The following is a 20,581-nucleotide window of genomic DNA, read 5'->3' on the forward strand; positions in this document are numbered from 1 at the left end:
TTAGCATTTAGGCCGATATAAGACAGAAATGCAATTATCATTTTACATGATTTAAAGAAAATTAGCTATTTAAAGTTTTAATTGGTAAACTAATAATTTGGATACATTTATACGATTGACTAAAAATTTTTTATACGAAAATTAGAGGCGACTTTTCTGTCGCCCCATAAGAAGTTATTCCAAATATACACGAATCGTAGACCCTTCTTTTACCTTCACTCCTGGATCTGGTGCTTGCTGAATCACTTTATCTCCTGAACCGCTAATGTCCAAGCGAAAGTTATACAACTGTTGTTGAAGTTCTTTTTTTGTAAGCCCAATCAAGTCTGGTACTTCTACCATGACAGGATCTAGCCAAGTTCTTTCCTTTTCTATTTGTTCCTTTCTAGGCTCTACCTCTAAAATCGGCAATACATCCTCTAAAATATTTCCTACGATAGGTGCCGCAACAACTCCACCAAATTGAATCGTATTTTTTGGATTATCAACGGCAACATAAACGACAATTTCTGGTTGATCTGCCGGGGCAAATCCAATAAAAGACACTATATGATTATTTTCTAAATATCGTCCGTCTTTCGCTTTTTGAGCAGTACCAGTTTTCCCACCGACACGATATGAATCAATATATGCTCCTTTACCAGAACCTTTGGCAACTACTGTTTCTAAAGCATAACGAATCTGTTTGCTCGTTTCTTCAGAAATCACCTTCCGCTTTGCAGTAGGCTGTTTTCTCATAATAACTTTTCCTGTTTTTGGGTCTTTAATTTCTTTTGCAACATAAGGTGTATATAATGTACCTCCATTTATAGCTGCAGAGACAGCCGCTACTTGTTGAATTGGAGTGACAGAAACCCCTTGTCCGAAAGACGTTGTAGCTAATTCCACAGGTCCTACACGTTCTAGATTAAATAATATGCCTTTTCCTTCTCCTTGTAGATCAATCCCTGTTTTCTCACCAAAACCAAAATCCTTAATATATTTAAATAACGTTTCTTTTCCTAGACGCTGTCCTAGTTCTACAAATCCCGGGTTACAAGAGTTTTGAACAACTTCTAAAAATGTTTGATGTCCATGCCCTCCTTTTTTCCAGCAATGTAGATGAGAGCCACTAACCTCAATATACCCAGGATCATTGAAATGTTCATGCTCTAAATCTACTTTCCCTTCTTCTAATGCTGCTGCTAAAGTAATGATTTTAAAAGTTGAACCGGGTTCATATGTGCTCCAAATTGGTAGATTACGATTATATATTTCTTGTGGAACATTTCGGAAATTTGCTGGATCGAAATTTGGTCGACTTGCCATAGCTAAAATTTCCCCTGAATTTGGATCCATCGCAATGGCAATGATTCCGTCTGGATTATATTTTGCTTCTGCTAAATCTAATTCTCTCTCTACAACCGTTTGGATTCTTGAATCAATCGTTAGCGTTAAATCTAATCCATCAACAGGTGGCTCGTAATCATCAGGCATATCTTCCATGCGTTGGCCTTTTGCAGTGGAATAAAATTGAACAGATCCTTTTTCCCCACTAAGTTCCTTATCATAATACAATTCAAGTCCCATTAAACCTTGATTATCTATACCTGCAAAGCCTAATACATGAGATAAATAGTTTCCAAACGGATAGTGTCTCTTCGAATCTTCAGCGATATATACTCCTTTTAAGTCTAATGAGCGCAATTCTTTTGCTTTTTCATGTGAAATTTTTCTCCCTTCTGGAATTCGTACAATCATCGTCTTTTTCGTAATTAATTCATACGCCTTCTCTTTAGACATATTTAATACATTCGCAAGTTTTTCTGCTGTTTCTTCCGGATTATCAACTTGTTTAGGGATAACATATACTGTCGGTGCACTAACGTTTGTTGCTAATGCTACCCCGTTTCTGTCTACAATTTCACCTCGCTTTGGTTCAAAAGGAATTTCCCTACTCCATGATTCTTTTGCTTTTTCGGTTAGGGAATCGCCCATAATGACTTGTACAAATGCAAGTCGAATATCAATGACAAAAAAAATAAGTATTCCAACGATTAAAGCAACTGCTAGTCGTTTTCTAACGGTTACTTGGGATACTCGCATATGTTGAACCTCCTTCTTCGGCTTGTTCAAATATATGCTTGTACACAAACTAGTAGAACTATAGACAATGGACTAATGAACTTATATTGGACATAGAATGATAATGACTTTAATAGTCCATTTTAAATTTATGAATAGGAAATAAAAAAATCATTATTTCCCATAAAGGAAAATAATGATTTCGATAAAAAGTAGATTGGAAAGTCACATTCATTCTATACTTTTAATGCTCTGGCTATTTTATTATGAAAATCGTTTTTTACTTGTGATTATTTCATAAGGATGTGCCACCATGTATTCCAATCATTTTATATAATGACAAACATTTATGGAGAATCGTTTTTCTTTTCTTTTTGATTTTTCTTTTCTTTTTTCTTTTTGACAATCGACTGTGGTGTATCAAGTTTTACGGTTAAAGCATCTCCTTTTTTCACAGCTTTATTCGGAGAAATACTCTGGGCTTTGACAAAACCGGATCCTTCTACGGTTAAGTTCAAATCTGATACTGCCACAAATTTCATAACATCACGTAGAGACCATCCGCTCATATCAGGCGCAGTTAATTCCCCATTAGTTTTTATCAGAACTTTTTCTCCTTCTAAAATAACCTCTCCTTTCATTGGATAGGTTTCAGTCACTTTGTTTCCATTACCAATGACGATTGGGGTTAATCCAATTTTTTCTAATTCTTGTTGGGCTACATCGACCATTTTCCCTTGTAAATCAGGAATTGGTAGTGATTTAATTGTCTCTATTTTTTGCGGTTCGATATTTAAATATTTTAAACTATTTTCCATTACCGGATTGAAGATAAGAGAAACAGGTACAGATCCACCTTCATATTTCTCCTCATCTAAGTCAGGCTGTTGAACGGCAACATAAACAATTAGCTTTGGATCTTCTTTTGGCGCCGTCCCTAGAAATGAGAAGATATAGTTATCATGCCCTGTTAAATAAGCTTTTCCCGGATTAGGGTCAGGAATTTGCGCTGTTCCTGTTTTACCAGCAACAGAGTATCCGTTAATTTGAAAGTTCACTCCTGTCCCATCTTTAACAGTCTCTTCCAATACGTCTAATACTTGTTTTGCTGTATCAGCAGAAACCGGTTGTCCTATGATTTCTGATTTAAATTTTTTAACGACATTTCCATCATTGTCTTCAATCCGATCGACAACATGTGGTTTTATCATTTTTCCTTGATTTGTTATTGCTGTCATTGCTTGAACTAATTGTAAAGGAGTAACCGTCGTTCCTTGTCCAAAACTGGTAGTAACCTTCTCAATTGGCCAAGTATATTTTATCTCCCCAGTTGCCTCATTTTGTAAACCTATATTTGTTTTCTGCCCAAATTTAAAGGAATCTAAATACTTTCTGAATGTGTCTGCCCCCATTAATTCTAATAAATAAGCTACGGCAACGTTTGAAGATTTTTTAATCCCTTCTAAATATGTAATTTCTCCCCATCCACTGTAGTTATGATCGTGTATACTTTGACCTAATACCGTATACTTTCCGGATTGAAAAGTGGCATTTGGGTTAAATACTCCCTCCTCAATAGCCGCAGCAAGCGTAAAAACTTTCATGGTAGATCCAGGTTCAAAAGAAGTTTCTACAACTTCATTATGCCAAGATTGCTCAATTCCTTCTCTTGTACTTGGATGAAAGGTTGGACGTTGGGTCATTGCTAATATTTCACCGGTTTTCGCATCTGCTACCAGTGCCATAATTTTTTTCGGTTTATATGCTTCATCCACTTTACTAACAGCATCTTCTAAAAATGTTTGAATTTTTTTATCAATCGTTAAATATAAATTGTTTCCGTTTTTTGGCGGATAAACTTTTTCATCTTTTCCAGGAAGTAAATAACCCCAGAAATCACTTTCATACACAACTTTTCCATCCGTTTCAGCTAAATATTGATCAAATAATTGTTCTATCCCAAGTTTTCCAACTGATGATGACCCATTTTCAGGATTTTCTTCATGATCTACAAATCCGATTAAATGGGAAGCAAAAATACCGTTCGGGTAAAATCGTTTGGATTCACGAATAAATGTGATTCCTGGCAATTCCAATTTTTCAATTTCGTTTTTTGTTTGATGGGTTATATTACTACCAGCCGATTGAAATTCTACTTGAAAAAGATTTTCCTTTATTCCATTTTCTATGATGCTTAAAATCTCTGATTCTTTCATTTGAATATATTTCGATAATTTTTGAGCTGTCAGTTTAGGATCCACGACGTGTTTCGGTTTTTTAGGGTCAGTTGTCACCTCTGGATTTAAAATCGCCACTAATTTATAGCTATCCGTATCTTCGGCGATCACTTCCCCGTTCCTGTCAAAAATAGTTCCTCTTTTCCCTTCAATTTTCGATTCTTTTGTATACTTTTGTTCAGCTTTCGCTGCCAATACTTCTCCTTCAATTTCACCTGAAGTTTGAATTGTTAAAAATCGATACGTTAATATAAAAAAGAGCAGACTAAATATGAAAAATAATATAGCCGCTCCTACATTCATATTTGATTTTTTAATTTTCATGGGTGCACAACCTTTACGTTATTTTCATTCATTGTAAACCCATTTTCTAAAGCCTTTTTATAAATACGCTCGAACGTGCTTAATTCGTCCACTTGATCTTCTAAATCTGTAACGACACGTGATTGATTTTCAATCGATTGTTTCATATTATGAATGTTTTTATTAACATCATAAATCGTTGCTTGATTAGATATGATTTTAACCGATAAAATGGAAACCATTAATACGAAGAGAATTGCTAACACCTTTTCTCCACGTGAGATACGATATCTTTTGACGGATGGTGTTTCAGGACGTTGTATTGGTTGATAGCCTTGTTGTTCTTGTTGAAGTTTTCTAGCTAAATTACTCATCATCCAATTCCTCCTCTCCTATTACTTTCTCTTTTCTGCTATTCTTAATTTGGCTGATCTTGCACGATTGTTTTCCTCTATTTCTTCTTCACTTGGCACAATCGGTTTTCGATTGACTAGTTTTAATACCGGTTCATATTGTTCAGGAATAATAGGGAGCCCATGTGGTAAATCGGGTAGCTCACTATATTCTTTAAATATATTTTTACAAATTCTATCTTCCAAAGAATGAAACGTTATGACAGAAACCCTTCCATCTTTCTTTAGCAATTCGATCGCTTGATGGAGGGATTGTTCAAACGCACTTAATTCATCGTTTACGGCAATTCGTATCGCTTGGAATATTCGTTTTGCTGGATGTCCACCTTTACGTCTCGCAGGTGCCGGGATTGCTTCTTTAATAATCTCCACAAGTTCTCCAGTCGTTTCAATTTTCTTTTTCTCTCTTTCTCTTTCAATGGCCCTTGCGATTTGTTTGGAAAACTTTTCTTCCCCATATTGGAAAAAGATTTTCACCAATTTTTCGTATGGCCATTCGTTGACAATGTGGAAAGCACTTAACATGGAATCTCGATCCATCCTCATGTCTAAAGGAGCGTCATTGTGGTAACTGAAGCCTCTTTCAGGGACATCTAATTGCGGAGAAGATACACCAAGGTCATATAAAATTCCGTCAACTTCGTAAACTCCTCTTTTATGCAATTCTTCTTTTATATTTCTAAAATTACTTTTAATAATTTCTAATTGATTACCAAAACGAGCCAGTTTTTCTTTTGCATACAAAATCGCTTGGTCATCTTGATCAAAGGCAAATAATTTCCCATTATCAGATAAACGGTTTAAAATTTCTTCGCTATGACCAGCTCCCCCTAGCGTACAATCGACATATATGCCATTTGGTCTAATATTCAGTCCATCAACCGCTTCTTTTAATAAAACAGTTTTATGATTAAACATGGGGAAATCCACCTTCTTCTCAATGATTCCTAGTTGTTTCGGTATTTATTTGATACAAAATGGGTATTATATCCCCACATATCTTTAATAGTTTTTCTATTAAATATCAAATCCAATCATATTTTCAGCAATTTCTGCAAATGATTCTTCAGATTGTGCAAAGAAGTCTTCCCATAAAGGCTTACTCCATATTTCAATTCGGTTTGATACACCGACGATCACACATTCTTTTTCTAACTTTCCATACTCTAAAAGCGTAGAGGGAATATTGATTCTTCCTTGTTTATCTAATTCGCATTCCGTCGCTCCTGAAAAGAAGAAACGGGTAAATGCACGGGCATCTTTTTTAGTTAATGGGAGGGCCTTTAATTTTTCTTCAAGTTGTTTCCATTCATCCATCGGGTAACCAAATAAACATTGATCAAGTCCACGAGTCAATACAAAAGACTCACCAAGTCCTTCTCGGAACTTAGCAGGTACTATTAAACGTCCTTTTGTATCAATGTTATGATGGTATTCCCCCATGAACATGCCCATTACCCCCACTTCATATCACAAATGTACCACATTCCCCCACTTTCTACCACATCTTTTTTAATATTTTCTTTAAAAATTAAAAAATCCCTTCATTAATTAAAAAAAAATTAATCAATAAATAAAAAAACTCCGTAATCGTTAGACTTAACAATTACGGAGTAAAACCAATTTATTTTACAATTTAACGACATAGTGATGGCCATTATATTCAAATGGCATCATCATTAAATCGTGAATAATTGACTCACCATATTTATTAATATAATAAAAGACATTCCATACACGTTCTTGCCATGAGTTCAGTGGTTTAATTGAATGTTGAATTCGATCAAATCGTTGAAGAGCTACTTTGTTCTTCAACTTAATTGAATCCTCCACTTTTTTCTTTAAATAATCAATTTGGCTAGTAACAAACTCCAAATTTTTTTTGACAACTCCATTTAAACCTCGATCAAAGGAATATACTTCTTCCACAATCGATTGATAAATATCGATCATTTCTTTACGTTTGTTTTCGATAAACATATCAAGTTCTTCACTTTTTAATGATTGGAAAAATTCACTTTTCTTTTTCATCGTTCCTTCTATTAATGTCTCTTCCACTGAAAGACCAATTTCATTCATTAGTGATTCAATATTTCTTTCAAGCAAGGTAATATTGATTCTAGGTACGACTGGCGGTATTTTCATCCCAAAAAGTTCAAACGCATCTTTTAACTCAGCCCAATAAGACATTTCACCAGGTCCGGCAATAAAAGCTAGCGTCGGAAAGAGCATCTCTTGCATGATTGGTCTTGTAACAACGTTATTGCTGAATTTTTCCGGATGAGTGTGGATCTCTTTTAATATTTCTTCTTTTGTAAAAGAAACCCCTTTGCCTATATACATATCATTTTTTGCATCATAATGTAGTAATACTCGTTCATCTAAGTGTTCATAAAATAGTTGAATACTACTTGGATCCGATTCAATTGTTGTTGGGTATCCCTTTGAAGATAAAGCTTTTTGCCTTAAAAGTAATTTTTCTGTAATCGTTATACTTTTCTCAAATATCTCTGCAAAATACGGTTCTTCTATTTGTCTTAACTGTGGGTGGGCAGAATCAATCATGAGCAAACCGTACTTTTCAAAAAAGTAATGAATAATATGAGCAAAGAAATCAGTAAACGTTTCACTTTCATTAATTTTATTTTTTAACAACTGGAGGACGTTATTTGTATATTTAGTCTCTCCATAACTCTCAAATACAGATTCAACCCATTCTATTAATTTTTCTTGTTCAAGATTAATTTTTGAAACCATCTTTTTCTCTGTGAAAATAGTAGGTCTAAAAGATTTTTTCATCACTTTTTCATTTTCAAGCACATAAACGTGATTGACTTCGTGTAAGTCATGATCTTCTCCGGCAATCCAAAAAATTGGGACAACAGGAACCCCCAATTCTTTCTCTTTTTCTATTGCCAACTGAATAGTAGAAATAATTTTATGTATCGTATATAGTGGTCCGGTAAGCAGGCCGGCTTGTTGTCCACTAATGACAACTACACTATCTTCTCTTTTTAATTTTTCAATAGAACGGTACGTATTCTCTGTTAAAGGAAAACGACTCATATAGGTTAATATATGATTAGCCAATTCCTTTCTAGGATACTCTCTATTCTGAATATCCTCTAACCGATGAATAAAAGCTTCCTTCTTACGAAAATCGTAATGATAAAAAGCCGTATTTCGTCCGTTAATATAATCTCGGACCATTTCATTACCGCTCTGAATTGGTATGCAATTAATTTCCATCAGAAGTTCTTCCTTTCCAAAGGGAGTATCTCATATGAGTATAGCACCCATTGACAATAAAAGAAAAATGATTGATTCCTTTAAGAAAAAATAAACTGTATGCCCCTGTTAAATATTCCGTAAGCAATGAGAATGATATAGGCTGCAAAAAAAACGAAAAAACATAACCTCCAAAATCCGTTGAAAACTTTTTTATAATCAAAAATGCCTGTTTCTTTCCAAAATAACCATCCAAATACGCCTGCCATAAGGAATAAAATTGTTAATAGTAAAAGAAACGATGATTTCCCCCATATAGTAAAGATGAGGAAATGGACAGAAATGATAAAGAAAAATGTTGAAATATTAATCGACCACCGGACGGAACGTTTATGATTACCGGTTGTCTTTTTTATTATTAAAAAAATGGTGAAATAAACTAGGAGAGGTACGGCAATATAAAGGGAAACAATGGCTGTCATTAGTTTAGTCAACATTGTTCCCTCCACTCTTTTCCATTCCTTTTACAGCATGGTATAAAAACTGTAAAACAGGCGTATCTTTTCGCTTCTGGTTCGCTACATGTAGTAAATATCCGACGATGGCATCAATTTCTGTTTTTCGATTTTCTTGAACGTCCTTTAACATAGACGAAACATTTTCTCCCGTATTGTTACACACCTTCATAACTTGTTCAATAATTTCATCTCGATTCGAGAATTCTAATACGTTACATATTTCATTCATAACGCTTTTTAGAAGTTTAAAATAGTAAGGATTTTCAATTAGTTCTCCGTTTTTAGCTTTTAATACCGTCGTTAAAGGATTAATAGATACATTGATGGCCAATTTTTGATATAACATTTCTTGATAGTTTGGATGAATAATGAAAGGAAAATAATCCGTCTGTAAGTGCGGTAAGAATTTTTGCAGGGCTTCTTCCTTTCCGCGGAAAACCGCTAATTTTATTTCTCCAATCCCTGTATGTTTGACAGTATAATCATTAAGTTTCATTGCCCCATGTTCAACAGTGCCTACCCAAATATTTTTATGAGGTAATGATTCTAAATAAGAAAGATGTCCCATTCCATTTTGTACAAATAATAGCGGGATATTTTCAGGACTTTGTTGAATGAAAGAAATCATTTCTGGAAGATGGTATTGTTTAACTGTAAAAATAAAGAGATCTTCGTACAAATATTGCGAGCTTGAAACACTAGTAACCCGAATCTGCTCCGAGATTTCATTTTTTAATAGTGTGATATGATGAAGGTTAATGGAGTCAGCCTGATTTTTCGTCCTGCAATAAATGGTAACTTCATGATTTTTTCCTAAATAGGCTGCAAAAAGTAACCCAATTGCCCCTCCACCTACAATTCCAATTTTCATAAAAGACCCCTCTATCCAACGAACAACCGTTTTATTTATATATTAACAAAATTTTCATATGTTCAAAACATATATGATAAATGGAAGAACGGAAAAAAAGATTATTATTTATTTGCTCATGAGATCTTATTTGTCTCATAAAGAATCTCCCAAAAAAAATCCCCATAAACGGGGATTAAACAGGATAAACCGGATGTTTTCGAACGCTAAATATCATATCTTTAGACTCATATAATTTCAATCGTTCCGATAAAACTGAGCGAAGTTCTGATGGTTGAACAATATCATCTATAATTAGTTCAGACGCTAATTTATAAATGTCAATATGTTGCTTATATTCATTTTGTTTTTCCATGATGAATGCCAATTTTTCCTTTGGATCTTTGATTTCATTAATTTTATTTGAGTACACAGCATTTACAGCAGCTTCAGGACCCATAACCGCAATTTGGGCTGTTGGCAACGCAATGCAACAATCTGGTTCAAATGCAGGGCCAGCCATTGCATAAAGTCCTGCCCCATATGCTTTACGTACAATAACCGAAATTTTTGGAACTGTAGCCGAACTCATGGCAGCAATTAGTTTCGCTCCATGACGAATAATTCCTTCTCTTTCCACTTTTGTTCCGATCATGAAGCCTGGAACATCAGCTAAGAAAAGTAATGGGATATGGAAAGCATCACAAAGCTGGATAAATTTTGCCCCTTTATCTGCTGAATCAACGAATAATACTCCACCTTTGACTTTAGGTTGATTGGCGATAATCCCTACAACACGTCCATCGATTCTTGCCAACCCTGTAATTAATTCTGGGGCAAACAATTTTTTCACTTCAAAAAAGCTTCCCTCATCAATAATGGCATTAATACACTCATACATATCAAAGGGTGCATTTTGATTGATTGGAATAATATCTTCTAGAGGCTTTGTTGAAACTGGAGGCAAACTTTTTTCCATTTTTGGTTTTTCTTTAAAGCTTTGAGGAAAATAAGTGATATATCGTCTCGCACCTTCAATCGCTTCTTCTTCACTTTTGACGAGAACATCTCCACACCCACTAATTGTGCAATGCATTCGTGCACCGCCCATTTCCTCAAGTGTTACTTTTTCTCCAATGACTTTTTCCGCCATTCGAGGAGAACCTAAATACATAGATGCATTGCCTTCTACCATAAAAACAATGTCACAAAAAGCTGGAATATAAGCACCACCAGCAGCCGACGGCCCAAACAATAAACAAATTTGCGGGACCATTCCCGATAACTTTACTTGATTATAAAAAATTCTTCCTGCCCCACGTCGATTAGGGAACATCTCTAATTGATCAGTAATTCGAGCTCCAGCAGAATCTACTAAGTATAAGATTGGGACTTTTAGCTTTTCAGCCGTTTCTTGAATCCGTATAATTTTTTCTACTGTCCTTGCTCCCCATGAGCCTGCTTTTACCGTTGAATCATTCGCCATTACACAAACGGTTCGTCCATGAATTTTTCCAATCGCAGTAACAACTCCATCTGCCGGTAAATCTTCAGCCATAAAATTTGCAAATAATCCATCTTCTTGATAAATACCATCATCAAAAAGTAATTTTAAACGGTCTCGTACAAACAATTTATTTTGAGATGCTAGCTTATCGTGGTATTTTTGATGACCACCTTTATATACTTTATTTTTATTTTCTACATACGTATTTGATAAATCTTTAAGATTCGTCAAGGTGCACTCCTCCAATCTAAAAGTTGTTCAATGAAGAAAGGCGGATTGCTCCACCCTATTACTCTAAAACTATTAAAACATCCCCTTCATTTACAAATTCTCCCGGTGAAACACGAATTTCTTTTACAACCCCATTTACTTGGCTTTCAATTGGGATTTCCATTTTCATTGATTCAAGCATGACAACTACCTTTCCAGCTTCTACTGTTTCACCTTCAGACACAACAACGTTCAAAATTGTTCCTGCCATTGATGAGACGATTTCTTTCATGTTTTAATCCTCCTTTAATGTATCTATTCCTATCTACTTTTTTATGATTTTTAAAAGATTTGTATTATAGTTTCCTTGAATGAAGGAATCATTTTGAAATAGTTGAATAAATAATGGGATATTGGTCTTGATTCCCCTAATTTCTGTTTCTTTGAAAAATTTTTCTCCCTTTTGTAAACATTCCTTTCTGTTTTTGCCATGGACAATAATTTTAGCGATTAATGGATCATAAAAGGGTGTAACAGTATTCCCTTCATCATAACCGCTATCAATTCGAATTCCATCTACATTTCCCCATTTCAATTGTTGAATAATCCCGGGTGAAGGATAGAAATTGCTTGGGTCTTCAGCATAAATCCGAAACTCCATCGAATGACCATTGGCCGTTAGTTCGCTGTTCGTAATTGGAAGAGGTAGTCCATTGGCAATGTTTATTTGCCATTCGACTAAATCTAATCCCGTTATGCACTCGGTAACTGGATGTTCAACCTGCAAGCGTGTATTCATCTCAAGGAAATAAAAATGATTGTGTTCATCTAATATAAATTCAACGGTCCCAGCATTCACATAAGACACGGCATTAGCTGCTTTAATCGCTGCTTCATACATTTTTTCTCTCGTTTTCTCACCTAAAAATGGGCTTTGTGCTTCTTCAATTACTTTTTGATTTCTACGTTGCACGGAACAATCTCTTTCAAATAAATGAATACAATTCCCATGATGGTCCCCAAAAATTTGCACTTCAATATGTCGGGCATTTTTTATGTATTTCTCAATAAATAATGAATCATTACCAAAATATGCTTTCGCTTTTGACTTTACAGAAGTAAAAGCTGTTTCCAGCTCTTCATCGTTATGAACAAGAGCCATACCTACTCCACCACCGCCAGAACTGGCTTTCAACATAACCGGATAGCCAATTTCATTAGAGATTTTCATCGCTTCACGAACATCATTACTCTCTATTTCTGCACCAGGTACAACCGGAACATTCGCCTTCATCATTGTTCTTCTAGCGGCAATTTTATCTCCCATTAAAGCGATCGTTTCATGATTGGGACCAATGAATATAATTTGAGATTCCTTAACTTTTTTAGCAAATTCACTGTTTTCCGATAATAACCCATATCCGGGGTGAATTCCGTCTACTTGTTCCTTTTTAGCAATTTCTAAAATTTTATCCATATTTAGGTAAGATTTACTGACTGGTGCATCTCCTATTTCGTAAGCAACGGTAGCTTCTTTTACATAAGGTAAATCTTTATCTGCTTTGGAATAAACAGCAACCGTTTCTATGTTTAATTTTTGACAAGTTCGAATAATTCTCCTTGCTATTTCTCCTCTGTTGGCAATCAGTATTTTTTTCATGTTTAGCTCCTTTCTTTCCTAACAGCTTAGGAGAAAAAATGAAGATAAATGACAAAATTCTAAAAAATGACTAAATTATTTATTTCGACTATTTTCGGAAAATTCCTTCTGTAAAATGAAAACGCTTTCTATATTTTCGATTTTCATATATAGAGAGTGTATCCATTTTGCTAAATCGAACAAATGAATAAACTAGCTAAGTCTTGTTACATTTTTTTAGGATTCTCAAACAATTAAGCTCTGAATAACCTAATAATCTTTTCATAGCATCAAAAATGGAAAAGATCCCTGTCAGAAATGTCATAAATTAAGCGACAAGTCTAACAGGGATTTCCCACTATTTTCTTACTTTTTCTAAATTTCCGTTGGAATCCATTTGAAGCGTTACTTTTGAATGATCTTCTTCCATAATTGCCATTTTTCTAGCTTTTTCCATTATCGCAAGTAATGCATGGTAGTCTTCTTTTAATGAATGATTTTCTTCCTTTAATTTTTTATTTTCTTTTTCCAACTCTGCTAATTTCTCATTTAATTTTGCAACTTTTTGCTGAATAAGTTGCTCTTCATTTTTTTGATAGTTTTGTAAAAATTCGATGCAATCGCTTAAAGATTGAATCGATGCATTGGAAGATGAAGATTTTTTAACAGATGATTCTAAAAGGTATGATTGACTTTTCTTCAATTCTTTTCGTTGTCTTTTCGCCAACTCAATTCCTGATTTATACTGTTTTCTTACAAACGAATTCCAGCGAAATCCACATGCAGCAGGTGTTCGATTTAATTTTTTTCCTACTTCTTCAAAGGCTAATAGTTGTGTACTTCCTTCTCGAATATGTCTTAATACAACTTCAGCCAGAAATAAATCTTCATCTTTTGTCCAAGCATCTTGACGTACCGTGGACATAACTATCCCTCCTAGTGCGTTTTATCATCAATATATGCAGCTACTAGAAAAGATAGACTATGATTAATTCTATTAAGCTTGTTTTCTTGCATAAAAAATAATCATCTAACTTTTATTTAAAAATTGATTCACGATTCGAAGATGTTCTTCCTCTGCCCAAAGTTTAGAGCAGTTTTTTGCTTCTTTAATCATTCTTTCTTTCAACGAATTTTGTTCCCATTTTTCAATAAGCAATTGTTTATATGATGAAATAACATTTGTAGAAAGCTCTATGTAAGGCTGAATAAAAGAAATACAAGCCTCGATTGGATCATGATCAAATAATTTTTGAAGAAAACCGATCTTTAATAATTCGCTTGCTTTATATCGTTTTGCACTTAACAATAATTGCATCGCTTTTTCTTGTGGCAATTTTTCCAATAAAATAGATCCACCGCCCCATCCAGTAGTGATCGCCAACTTTCCTTGAATAAAGCCTAATTCAGTGGATGTATTAGCTATTCGGAAATCACATGCAGTAGCCATCTCACATCCACCTCCTACTGCTTTTCCATTGATTAATGCCACCGTCAATTTTTTACAAGTAAGAAGCTTGTATAATATATTCATCATTTTTTCTAACATCTCAAATGCGTCATCTTCTTTTTGAAGACGGTGAAATTCAGCTAAATCTCCTCCAGAACAAAAAGCTTTTGTCCCTTTTCCTGTAATGACTAACGCTTTAATATCTTCCTCCACATTAGCTTGTTCGATGGCTTGTTCGAGTCTATTCATCACTTCAAAGTTAATTGCATTTCTTACATCTTCTCTTTCAATTGTAAATAGCAGAATTCCTTTTTCTATTTTTTTTATAGAAGCTGTCAATCATGTCCACTCCTCTATTGGTCTAATCACTTTACTACTAAGTATATAAGATTATGACATAAACGAAAATGCTCCCCTAAAAGTAGTCAGATATTTCATCTGTCCACTTTAAGGGGAGCATTAAAGGATTATTTGTTAACAACAGTTTTTCCTTTGTAAGTTCCGCATGATTTACATACACGGTGAGCGAGTTTCATTTCGCCGCAATTTGGGCATTCTACCATACCTGGAACTTGCAATTTGAAATGAGTACGACGTAGACGTTTTTTCATTTTAGAAGTTCGTCTGAAAGGTACAGCCATTGTTCCCACCTCCTTACAGCGTGACGGCAAGTAAATTGTTTATTTTTTATCTTCATTAAAGAAGTTAGCTAAACCTGCCAATCGGGGATCGATTTTGTCTTTGTTTATTTCTTTTTCTTCAATAAGTTCCCAACCTTTTCCCGATTGGGTCATTGTTGGCTTGTTAAGTACATCTTCACTATACACTTGCATCGGTATTTCAAGCAAGACAATTTCTTCAATAATCGGTTTTAAATCGATGACATCTCCTTGAATAGGATGCAGTTCTTCATCCTCTGATTCAAATTCATAATCCGATGCTTGAAACAAAAACGTTTCTTTCGTATGAATATCAATTGGATATTTTACATCCTCTAACGTTCTCGAACAAGGAAGTATCATTTCACCCGTAATGTGGAGGTGAAATGTGGCACGATTGGATCCGATATCAACTCTACCTTTTATATGAATCGGAGATATAGAACGAATTTGAGGATCCCTCATTTTCAGTTGTTCCATATCAATCGTTTCATCGATTTCAATACCCTTGTTCTGAAATTTTTTTAATTGAACAATAGACCATTTCAAAATAGATCACCCCAAGGCAACAAAGGTAATTATATATCCTCACGTATAGTTTTGTCAATATTTTTTCTTTACACAAAAGAAGTGGTATTATTATCATTGTCAACGGAATTGTATTATTTGATACATGAAAGAGACGTATATATCTTTTATATAGTAGGTGATTGGATGAAAAGTGCGGGGATCGTTGTAGAATATAACCCATTCCACAATGGACATGCGTATCATTTACAAAAAACTAAAGAAATAACAAATGCAGATATCATAATAGCAGTGATGAGCGGAAATTTTTTACAACGAGGAGAACCAGCGCTTGTTTCAAAGTTTTGTCGAACAAAAATGGCTTTGTTGGCTGGTGTTGATATAGTTGTCGAACTTCCATATCCATATGCAACTCAAAAAGCAGAAATTTTTTCAAACGGTGCCGTTTCCATACTAGGAGCTTTAGGGTGTGAATCTATTTGCTTTGGTTCTGAATCAGGAGATGAAAATGCGTTTTTAGAAACCATTCAATTCATGTTAGAAAATGAAGAAATATTTAATGATAAGGTAAAAAAATTTATAAAAGAAGGTTATAGCTACCCAAAATCTACATCGTTAGCTTTTGAAGCACTTAAACCACCTTCTCAAACAATAGACCTTTCCAAACCAAATAACATATTAGGTTATCACTATTTAAAAGCAATCCAAGACCAACAATTACAAATGAAAGCCTATACAGTTCAACGTAAAAATGCCAATTATCACGACGAAAATTTTTCGTCAGCAACGATAGCCAGTGCAACTAGTATTCGCAAAGCATTGTTTGAAGAAAAATCTCTAACAAAAATACAACAATATGTTCCTAATACAACGACTGAAGAGTTGAAACAGTTTTATCAAAAGTATCAATCATTCGTTTATTGGGAAAATTTTTGGCCATTTTTAAAATATCGGTTATTAAACAGCTCTCCTGAAGAATTAAGGAATATTTATGAAGTTGAAGAAGGGCTAGAATATCGATTAATTTCCTGCGCAAAAGAAAGTGAAACGTTTTACGGGTTTATGAAACTATTGAAAACGAAAAGATATACGTGGACAAGACTCCAGCGAGCATGCTTACATATACTTACGAACACAAAAAAAGAGGAAATGAAAAAGGCGGGAATGAAGGCTGAATATATTCGATTGTTAGGGATGAGCCAAAAAGGTAGAAAATATTTAAATCAAGTGAAAGACGATGTATCAATTCCAATCATCTCAAAAATATCTTCTTACAATAAAGATCTCATCCATCTTGATATTAAAGCATCAAATGTGTATTCGTTAGGTCTACCATCCCATTCAAGTCAAAAACATTTATTAGATGAGTATCGGACCCCGCCAATAATGATTTGATTATCCTTATGTTAAGAATACAAAAAAGACTTGAGTCTAAAAGAATATCAAACTCAAGTCTTTTAACTTTATTGCTTCAAATATGAAGGTCATTTTTTTAGGATAGAACTATTAACATGATCTATTTTGCTTTAAGATTTTTTAAATATTCAATAGCATCTTCAAATGTATCGACAGGAACAATTTTCATTTTCGTATCAATGTCCTTCGCTGTTTTAACTGCCGCTCGATAATTTGAATCGGCACTTCCATTTTCATTAGGGGCAAAGAATATTTCAGCGCCCGCTTTGTGAGCAGCAACTACTTTTTGTTCAATTCCTCCAATTCTTCCAATTGTACCATCTTCAGAAATCGTACCTGTGCCGGCAATTTTATAACCTTTTGTAATATCTTCTTGAATTAATTGATTATATATTTCTAATGAGAACATAAATCCAGCAGACGGACCACCAATATCATCGGTTTTTATAGTTACTTTAGGATCAGTTTCCACTTCTTTATCTTCTACTAAAGCGATACCGATTCCTGGTTTATTCGTCTCTGGCAAAATATCTATTTTGATTTCCGTTTTCTGTTTGACACCATCACGTTCAAAATGAACGGTAATCGTATCTCCATTCGATTTAGCTTGGACATATTGTATAAATGATTCCGATGTCTCTAAGACCTCATCATCAATTTGAAAAATTCGATCTCCCGGTTTTAATTTTCCATCGGCTGGTAAACCTTCAATAACATTTAATACATAAATGCCGTTATTTTTAACGTCATATGACTTGTTCGCATATTTAAATGCCACTTGCAAAGCGTTTTCTTGTGAATTCTCCATATAGTACAGCTGTCTAATATTATATTCTTCGTCCGTCTCATCCTCAGCTTTAACTGCAGAAATCGGGTGCAATTCGTAATATTTATTGAATTTGGAAAGCAAATAAAAAATAATATTTGCCTTTCCCATGCGCACGGTTGTTAACATAAATGCTCCATCTTCGTCGTATCCATCTTGAACGTCAATTAATTCATCAAGTTCTTTCGCCATTCCCGGTCTTGAAACGTAATATGGTAATGTATAAAACGAAGAAAAACATACAATCAGTGCAAAAATTAATAAGATAATAGTTGATTTTCTCTTTATCACATTGCTTGCCCCTTCCAATTTGCAATCAGTTCTATTAATTTATTTACGTTCCTTTTTGCCTCTTCTTCTCCAGCTTTTATAATTTCTTCAATGTTTGTAAAAGCACGAGAGCTGTACATAGAAACATTGGGTGTCAATAATATGTCTGGATTAAGTTTTCGACTCTCCATCAATTCTGCTTGCATAATATCAAGACTTTGTAAGATTACATCAAATATAGAGGATATTTCATTATTCTCTTTAAATGTTGATACATCAGAAGCGATAATGATATCCGCTCCCATTTCTCTTACAACAGAAACAGGAACTCGATCTACAACTCCCCCATCAACTAATAATCTTCCTCTATAGGTAACGGGAACAAATATCCCTGGAATTGAAATGCTTGCACGGACAGCATCACTGACAGGTCCATCTTTAAATACAACCTTCTGACCTGTTTTTAAATCCGTAGCTACAATTGCTGTTGGAATATTCAATTGTTCAATATTTTTATTATACGTAAATAATCTTATAAAATCTTTAATTCGATTTCCAATGATGAAACCCTGTTTTGGAACAGTTAAATCTAAAAAAAACTTTTTCCTAAATGCAATAGATAATCTGTACAAATCTTCTACACTTTGTCCAGCTGCATATAAAGCGGCAACTAATGCACCCATACTGCTGCCAGCAATATAGTCAACGGGGATATGATGATCATTTAATACTTTTAAAATTCCTAAATGCGCAAATCCTCTTGCACCTCCGGAACCTAATGCCAACCCGATTTTTGGCTTCTCCATAATTAGCCACCTCTTTGATTAAATATATATAAAATTTATGGTCTAAAAAAAATTATATGAGTATATAGTTTGATAGGAGGACAAGTCACAACAAAAGAGAATTTTACTTAAGCTATTTTATTGATAGTTACTTCTGTATTTCCTTTCAATGTCGGTTTTATAAAATACGAAAACAATGCTTAACTGTCTATCATAAGGTTGTCTTTATCAACATATTAGTATAAAGATCCGATTTTGCTTGCCTGCTAAAGGAGAGGATTCTACATTGCGATCCAAATTAAAAACCGTTTTTTTAGCTACGACTGTAACACTCATCGCCATTTCCCTCATTATTTTTCCAAAAGAATCATTAGATGCTTCAACAAGAGGATTGGAACTTTGGTGGGGAATTGTTTTTCCAACATTACTTCCTTTTTTTATCATAACAGAATTATTAATTGGATTTGGTGTTGTTAAATTTATCGGTGTGTTATTAGAGCCATTTATGCGACCGATCTTTAAAGTTCCTGGAATAGGGGGATTTGTTTGGGCAATGGCTATGGCATCAGGAAATCCTGCTGGTGCAAAACTTACTGCTAGGATGCGGGAAGAAGGGAATGTCTCACGAATAGAAGCAGAACGATTAATTTCTTTCACAAGTGGTTCAAATCCTCTCTTTATCGTAAGCGCAGTGTCTGTAGGTTTTTTTCACAATATCGAATTAGGTCTCATTTTAGCAGTCGCCCATTACGGAGGAAATTTTTTTGTTGGATTATTGATGCGTTTTTATGGAAGAAGAAATGAAAGATTAGAAAGGGAAGAACGGTCTCGATTATCCATTAAAGCAGCATTAATTGCTTTACATAAGACAAGATTGAATGACAAAAGACCAATAGGAAAACTATTAGGAGATGCGATTATAAACTCTATTCAAACATTATTAATGATTGGAGGCTTTATCATATTATTTTCTGTCCTTAATAAAATATTGTATTTGTTAAATATTACTCAATTTCTTGCATCGATCATCGGTGTCATTTTCACTTTATTTTCTTTACCGATTGAATTAACAGTCCCGTTTATTTCCGGACTATTTGAAATTACGTTAGGAAGTCAATTGATTAGTGAAATTCATCAAGCATCTCTTTTACAGCAAGCAATGATTGTAAGCTTCATTTTAGCTTTTGGAGGATTTAGTATTCATGCACAAGTTGCAAGTATCATAGCACCGACAGACATTCGCTTTCAACCTTTTATAGTTGCAAGAATTATTCACGGCTTCATAGCCATGTTTCTCACCTATTTGTTATGGGTTCCACTATACGAAGACCGAATAAAAGGAAGTTTTTCCGATTCATCTCCTGTATTTAATTTAATCAATCATCAAAGTGCTATGGATATAATTCTTGAATACGGCCCACTATTTACCATTATTTCTCTTTATTTATACATCCTTATTTATGTGAAGAGATCGATTCATATATGGAAATAAAATATATAGATAAAAATCAAATATACAAATTTAGAGGCTCTTTGAAAACTTCAAAAGAGCCTCTCAGCTTGTAGACAAAGTCCCTAACTTAGGGGCCAAATCTACAGGCTTTTTTGTATAATAGGGATAGAATTCTTGGTTAACGGGGGAAATTTAGGATGTTATCGAAGCGTACTGACAATAATC

19 protein-coding genes are annotated in these 20,581 nt (G+C 34.3%); 2 read left to right on the forward strand and 17 right to left on the reverse strand.

The features are described from left to right. Positions 1-174: 174 nt before the first annotated feature. The 15 genes from AC3ASS_RS07090 to AC3ASS_RS07160 all read right to left on the reverse strand — a co-directional run bounded on the left by AC3ASS_RS07090 (position 175) and on the right by AC3ASS_RS07160 (position 15,627). On the reverse strand, positions 175-2,085 hold the full coding sequence (locus AC3ASS_RS07090; RefSeq protein ID WP_488282818.1) for a stage V sporulation protein D: 1,911 nt from the start codon (positions 2,083-2,085) through the stop codon (positions 175-177). A gap of 326 nt (positions 2,086-2,411) precedes the next feature. Further along, a complete protein-coding gene (locus tag AC3ASS_RS07095) occupies positions 2,412-4,625 on the reverse strand; it encodes a penicillin-binding protein (RefSeq protein ID WP_488282819.1) in 2,214 nt (737 codons plus the stop codon). Next, complete coding sequence (ftsL, locus tag AC3ASS_RS07100) at positions 4,622-4,981, reverse strand: cell division protein FtsL (protein ID WP_488282820.1); 360 nt, start codon at positions 4,979-4,981, stop codon at positions 4,622-4,624. Before ftsL ends, AC3ASS_RS07095 begins: the two co-directional genes overlap by 4 nt. A gap of 18 nt (positions 4,982-4,999) precedes the next feature. Continuing rightward, positions 5,000-5,935 carry a 16S rRNA (cytosine(1402)-N(4))-methyltransferase RsmH gene (gene rsmH, locus AC3ASS_RS07105; protein ID WP_488282821.1) on the reverse strand — a complete coding sequence of 312 codons (936 nt, stop codon included), beginning with the start codon at positions 5,933-5,935 and terminating at the stop codon, positions 5,000-5,002. 99 nt (positions 5,936-6,034) lie between these two features. Continuing rightward, on the reverse strand, positions 6,035-6,466 hold the full coding sequence (gene mraZ, locus AC3ASS_RS07110; protein WP_488282822.1) for a division/cell wall cluster transcriptional repressor MraZ: 432 nt from the start codon (positions 6,464-6,466) through the stop codon (positions 6,035-6,037). A 180-nt stretch (positions 6,467-6,646) separates the two neighbouring features. Further along, complete coding sequence (gene bshC / locus AC3ASS_RS07115) at positions 6,647-8,266, reverse strand: bacillithiol biosynthesis cysteine-adding enzyme BshC (protein WP_488282823.1); 1,620 nt, start codon at positions 8,264-8,266, stop codon at positions 6,647-6,649. Positions 8,267-8,346: 80 nt separating this feature from the next. Further along, positions 8,347-8,739, reverse strand: coding sequence for a DUF3397 domain-containing protein (locus tag AC3ASS_RS07120; protein WP_488282824.1), 393 nt, complete (start codon positions 8,737-8,739; stop codon positions 8,347-8,349). Next, positions 8,732-9,634: a 2-dehydropantoate 2-reductase gene (locus AC3ASS_RS07125; RefSeq protein ID WP_488282825.1), complete on the reverse strand. Its 903-nt coding sequence runs from the start codon at positions 9,632-9,634 to the stop codon at positions 8,732-8,734. Before AC3ASS_RS07125 ends, AC3ASS_RS07120 begins: the two co-directional genes overlap by 8 nt. A 175-nt stretch (positions 9,635-9,809) precedes the next feature. Next, the gene (locus AC3ASS_RS07130; protein WP_488282826.1) at positions 9,810-11,351 is read right to left on the reverse strand and encodes an acyl-CoA carboxylase subunit beta; all 1,542 of its coding nucleotides are present in this window, start codon (positions 11,349-11,351) and stop codon (positions 9,810-9,812) included. Between the two features lie 58 nt (positions 11,352-11,409). Then, positions 11,410-11,622 (reverse strand): biotin/lipoyl-containing protein, encoded by a 213-nt coding sequence (locus AC3ASS_RS07135; protein WP_488282827.1) that lies wholly within the window; start codon positions 11,620-11,622, stop codon positions 11,410-11,412. A 33-nt stretch (positions 11,623-11,655) separates the two neighbouring features. Then, positions 11,656-12,990 (reverse strand): acetyl-CoA carboxylase biotin carboxylase subunit, encoded by a 1,335-nt coding sequence (locus AC3ASS_RS07140; protein WP_488282828.1) that lies wholly within the window; start codon positions 12,988-12,990, stop codon positions 11,656-11,658. 337 nt (positions 12,991-13,327) lie between these two features. Next, positions 13,328-13,894 carry an RsfA family transcriptional regulator gene (locus AC3ASS_RS07145; RefSeq protein WP_488282829.1) on the reverse strand — a complete coding sequence of 189 codons (567 nt, stop codon included), beginning with the start codon at positions 13,892-13,894 and terminating at the stop codon, positions 13,328-13,330. Positions 13,895-13,999: 105 nt separating this feature from the next. Further along, positions 14,000-14,758 carry an enoyl-CoA hydratase/isomerase family protein gene (locus AC3ASS_RS07150; RefSeq protein ID WP_488282830.1) on the reverse strand — a complete coding sequence of 253 codons (759 nt, stop codon included), beginning with the start codon at positions 14,756-14,758 and terminating at the stop codon, positions 14,000-14,002. A gap of 128 nt (positions 14,759-14,886) precedes the next feature. Next, positions 14,887-15,060, reverse strand: coding sequence for a 50S ribosomal protein L32 (gene rpmF, locus AC3ASS_RS07155; protein WP_488282831.1), 174 nt, complete (start codon positions 15,058-15,060; stop codon positions 14,887-14,889). A 39-nt stretch (positions 15,061-15,099) separates the two neighbouring features. After that, positions 15,100-15,627 carry a YceD family protein gene (locus tag AC3ASS_RS07160; protein ID WP_488282832.1) on the reverse strand — a complete coding sequence of 176 codons (528 nt, stop codon included), beginning with the start codon at positions 15,625-15,627 and terminating at the stop codon, positions 15,100-15,102. A 165-nt stretch (positions 15,628-15,792) separates the two neighbouring features. Here AC3ASS_RS07160 and AC3ASS_RS07165 point away from each other — a divergent pair, with 165 nt between their 5' ends. Next, positions 15,793-17,001 (forward strand): nucleotidyltransferase, encoded by a 1,209-nt coding sequence (locus AC3ASS_RS07165; protein ID WP_488282833.1) that lies wholly within the window; start codon positions 15,793-15,795, stop codon positions 16,999-17,001. 121 nt (positions 17,002-17,122) lie between these two features. Here AC3ASS_RS07165 and AC3ASS_RS07170 read toward each other — a convergent pair whose 3' ends face one another. Continuing rightward, the gene (locus tag AC3ASS_RS07170; protein ID WP_488282834.1) at positions 17,123-18,139 is read right to left on the reverse strand and encodes a SepM family pheromone-processing serine protease; all 1,017 of its coding nucleotides are present in this window, start codon (positions 18,137-18,139) and stop codon (positions 17,123-17,125) included. Further along, on the reverse strand, positions 18,136-18,924 hold the full coding sequence (locus tag AC3ASS_RS07175) for a patatin-like phospholipase family protein (RefSeq protein ID WP_488282835.1): 789 nt from the start codon (positions 18,922-18,924) through the stop codon (positions 18,136-18,138). Before AC3ASS_RS07175 ends, AC3ASS_RS07170 begins: the two co-directional genes overlap by 4 nt. Before the next feature lie 265 nt (positions 18,925-19,189). Between AC3ASS_RS07175 and ylbJ the strand changes: the two genes are divergently transcribed. After that, a complete protein-coding gene (gene ylbJ / locus AC3ASS_RS07180; RefSeq protein ID WP_488282836.1) occupies positions 19,190-20,395 on the forward strand; it encodes a sporulation integral membrane protein YlbJ in 1,206 nt (401 codons plus the stop codon). The last annotated feature ends 186 nt before the right edge of the window (positions 20,396-20,581 follow it).

This window comes from Bacillus sp. JST-5 (assembly GCF_057747715.1).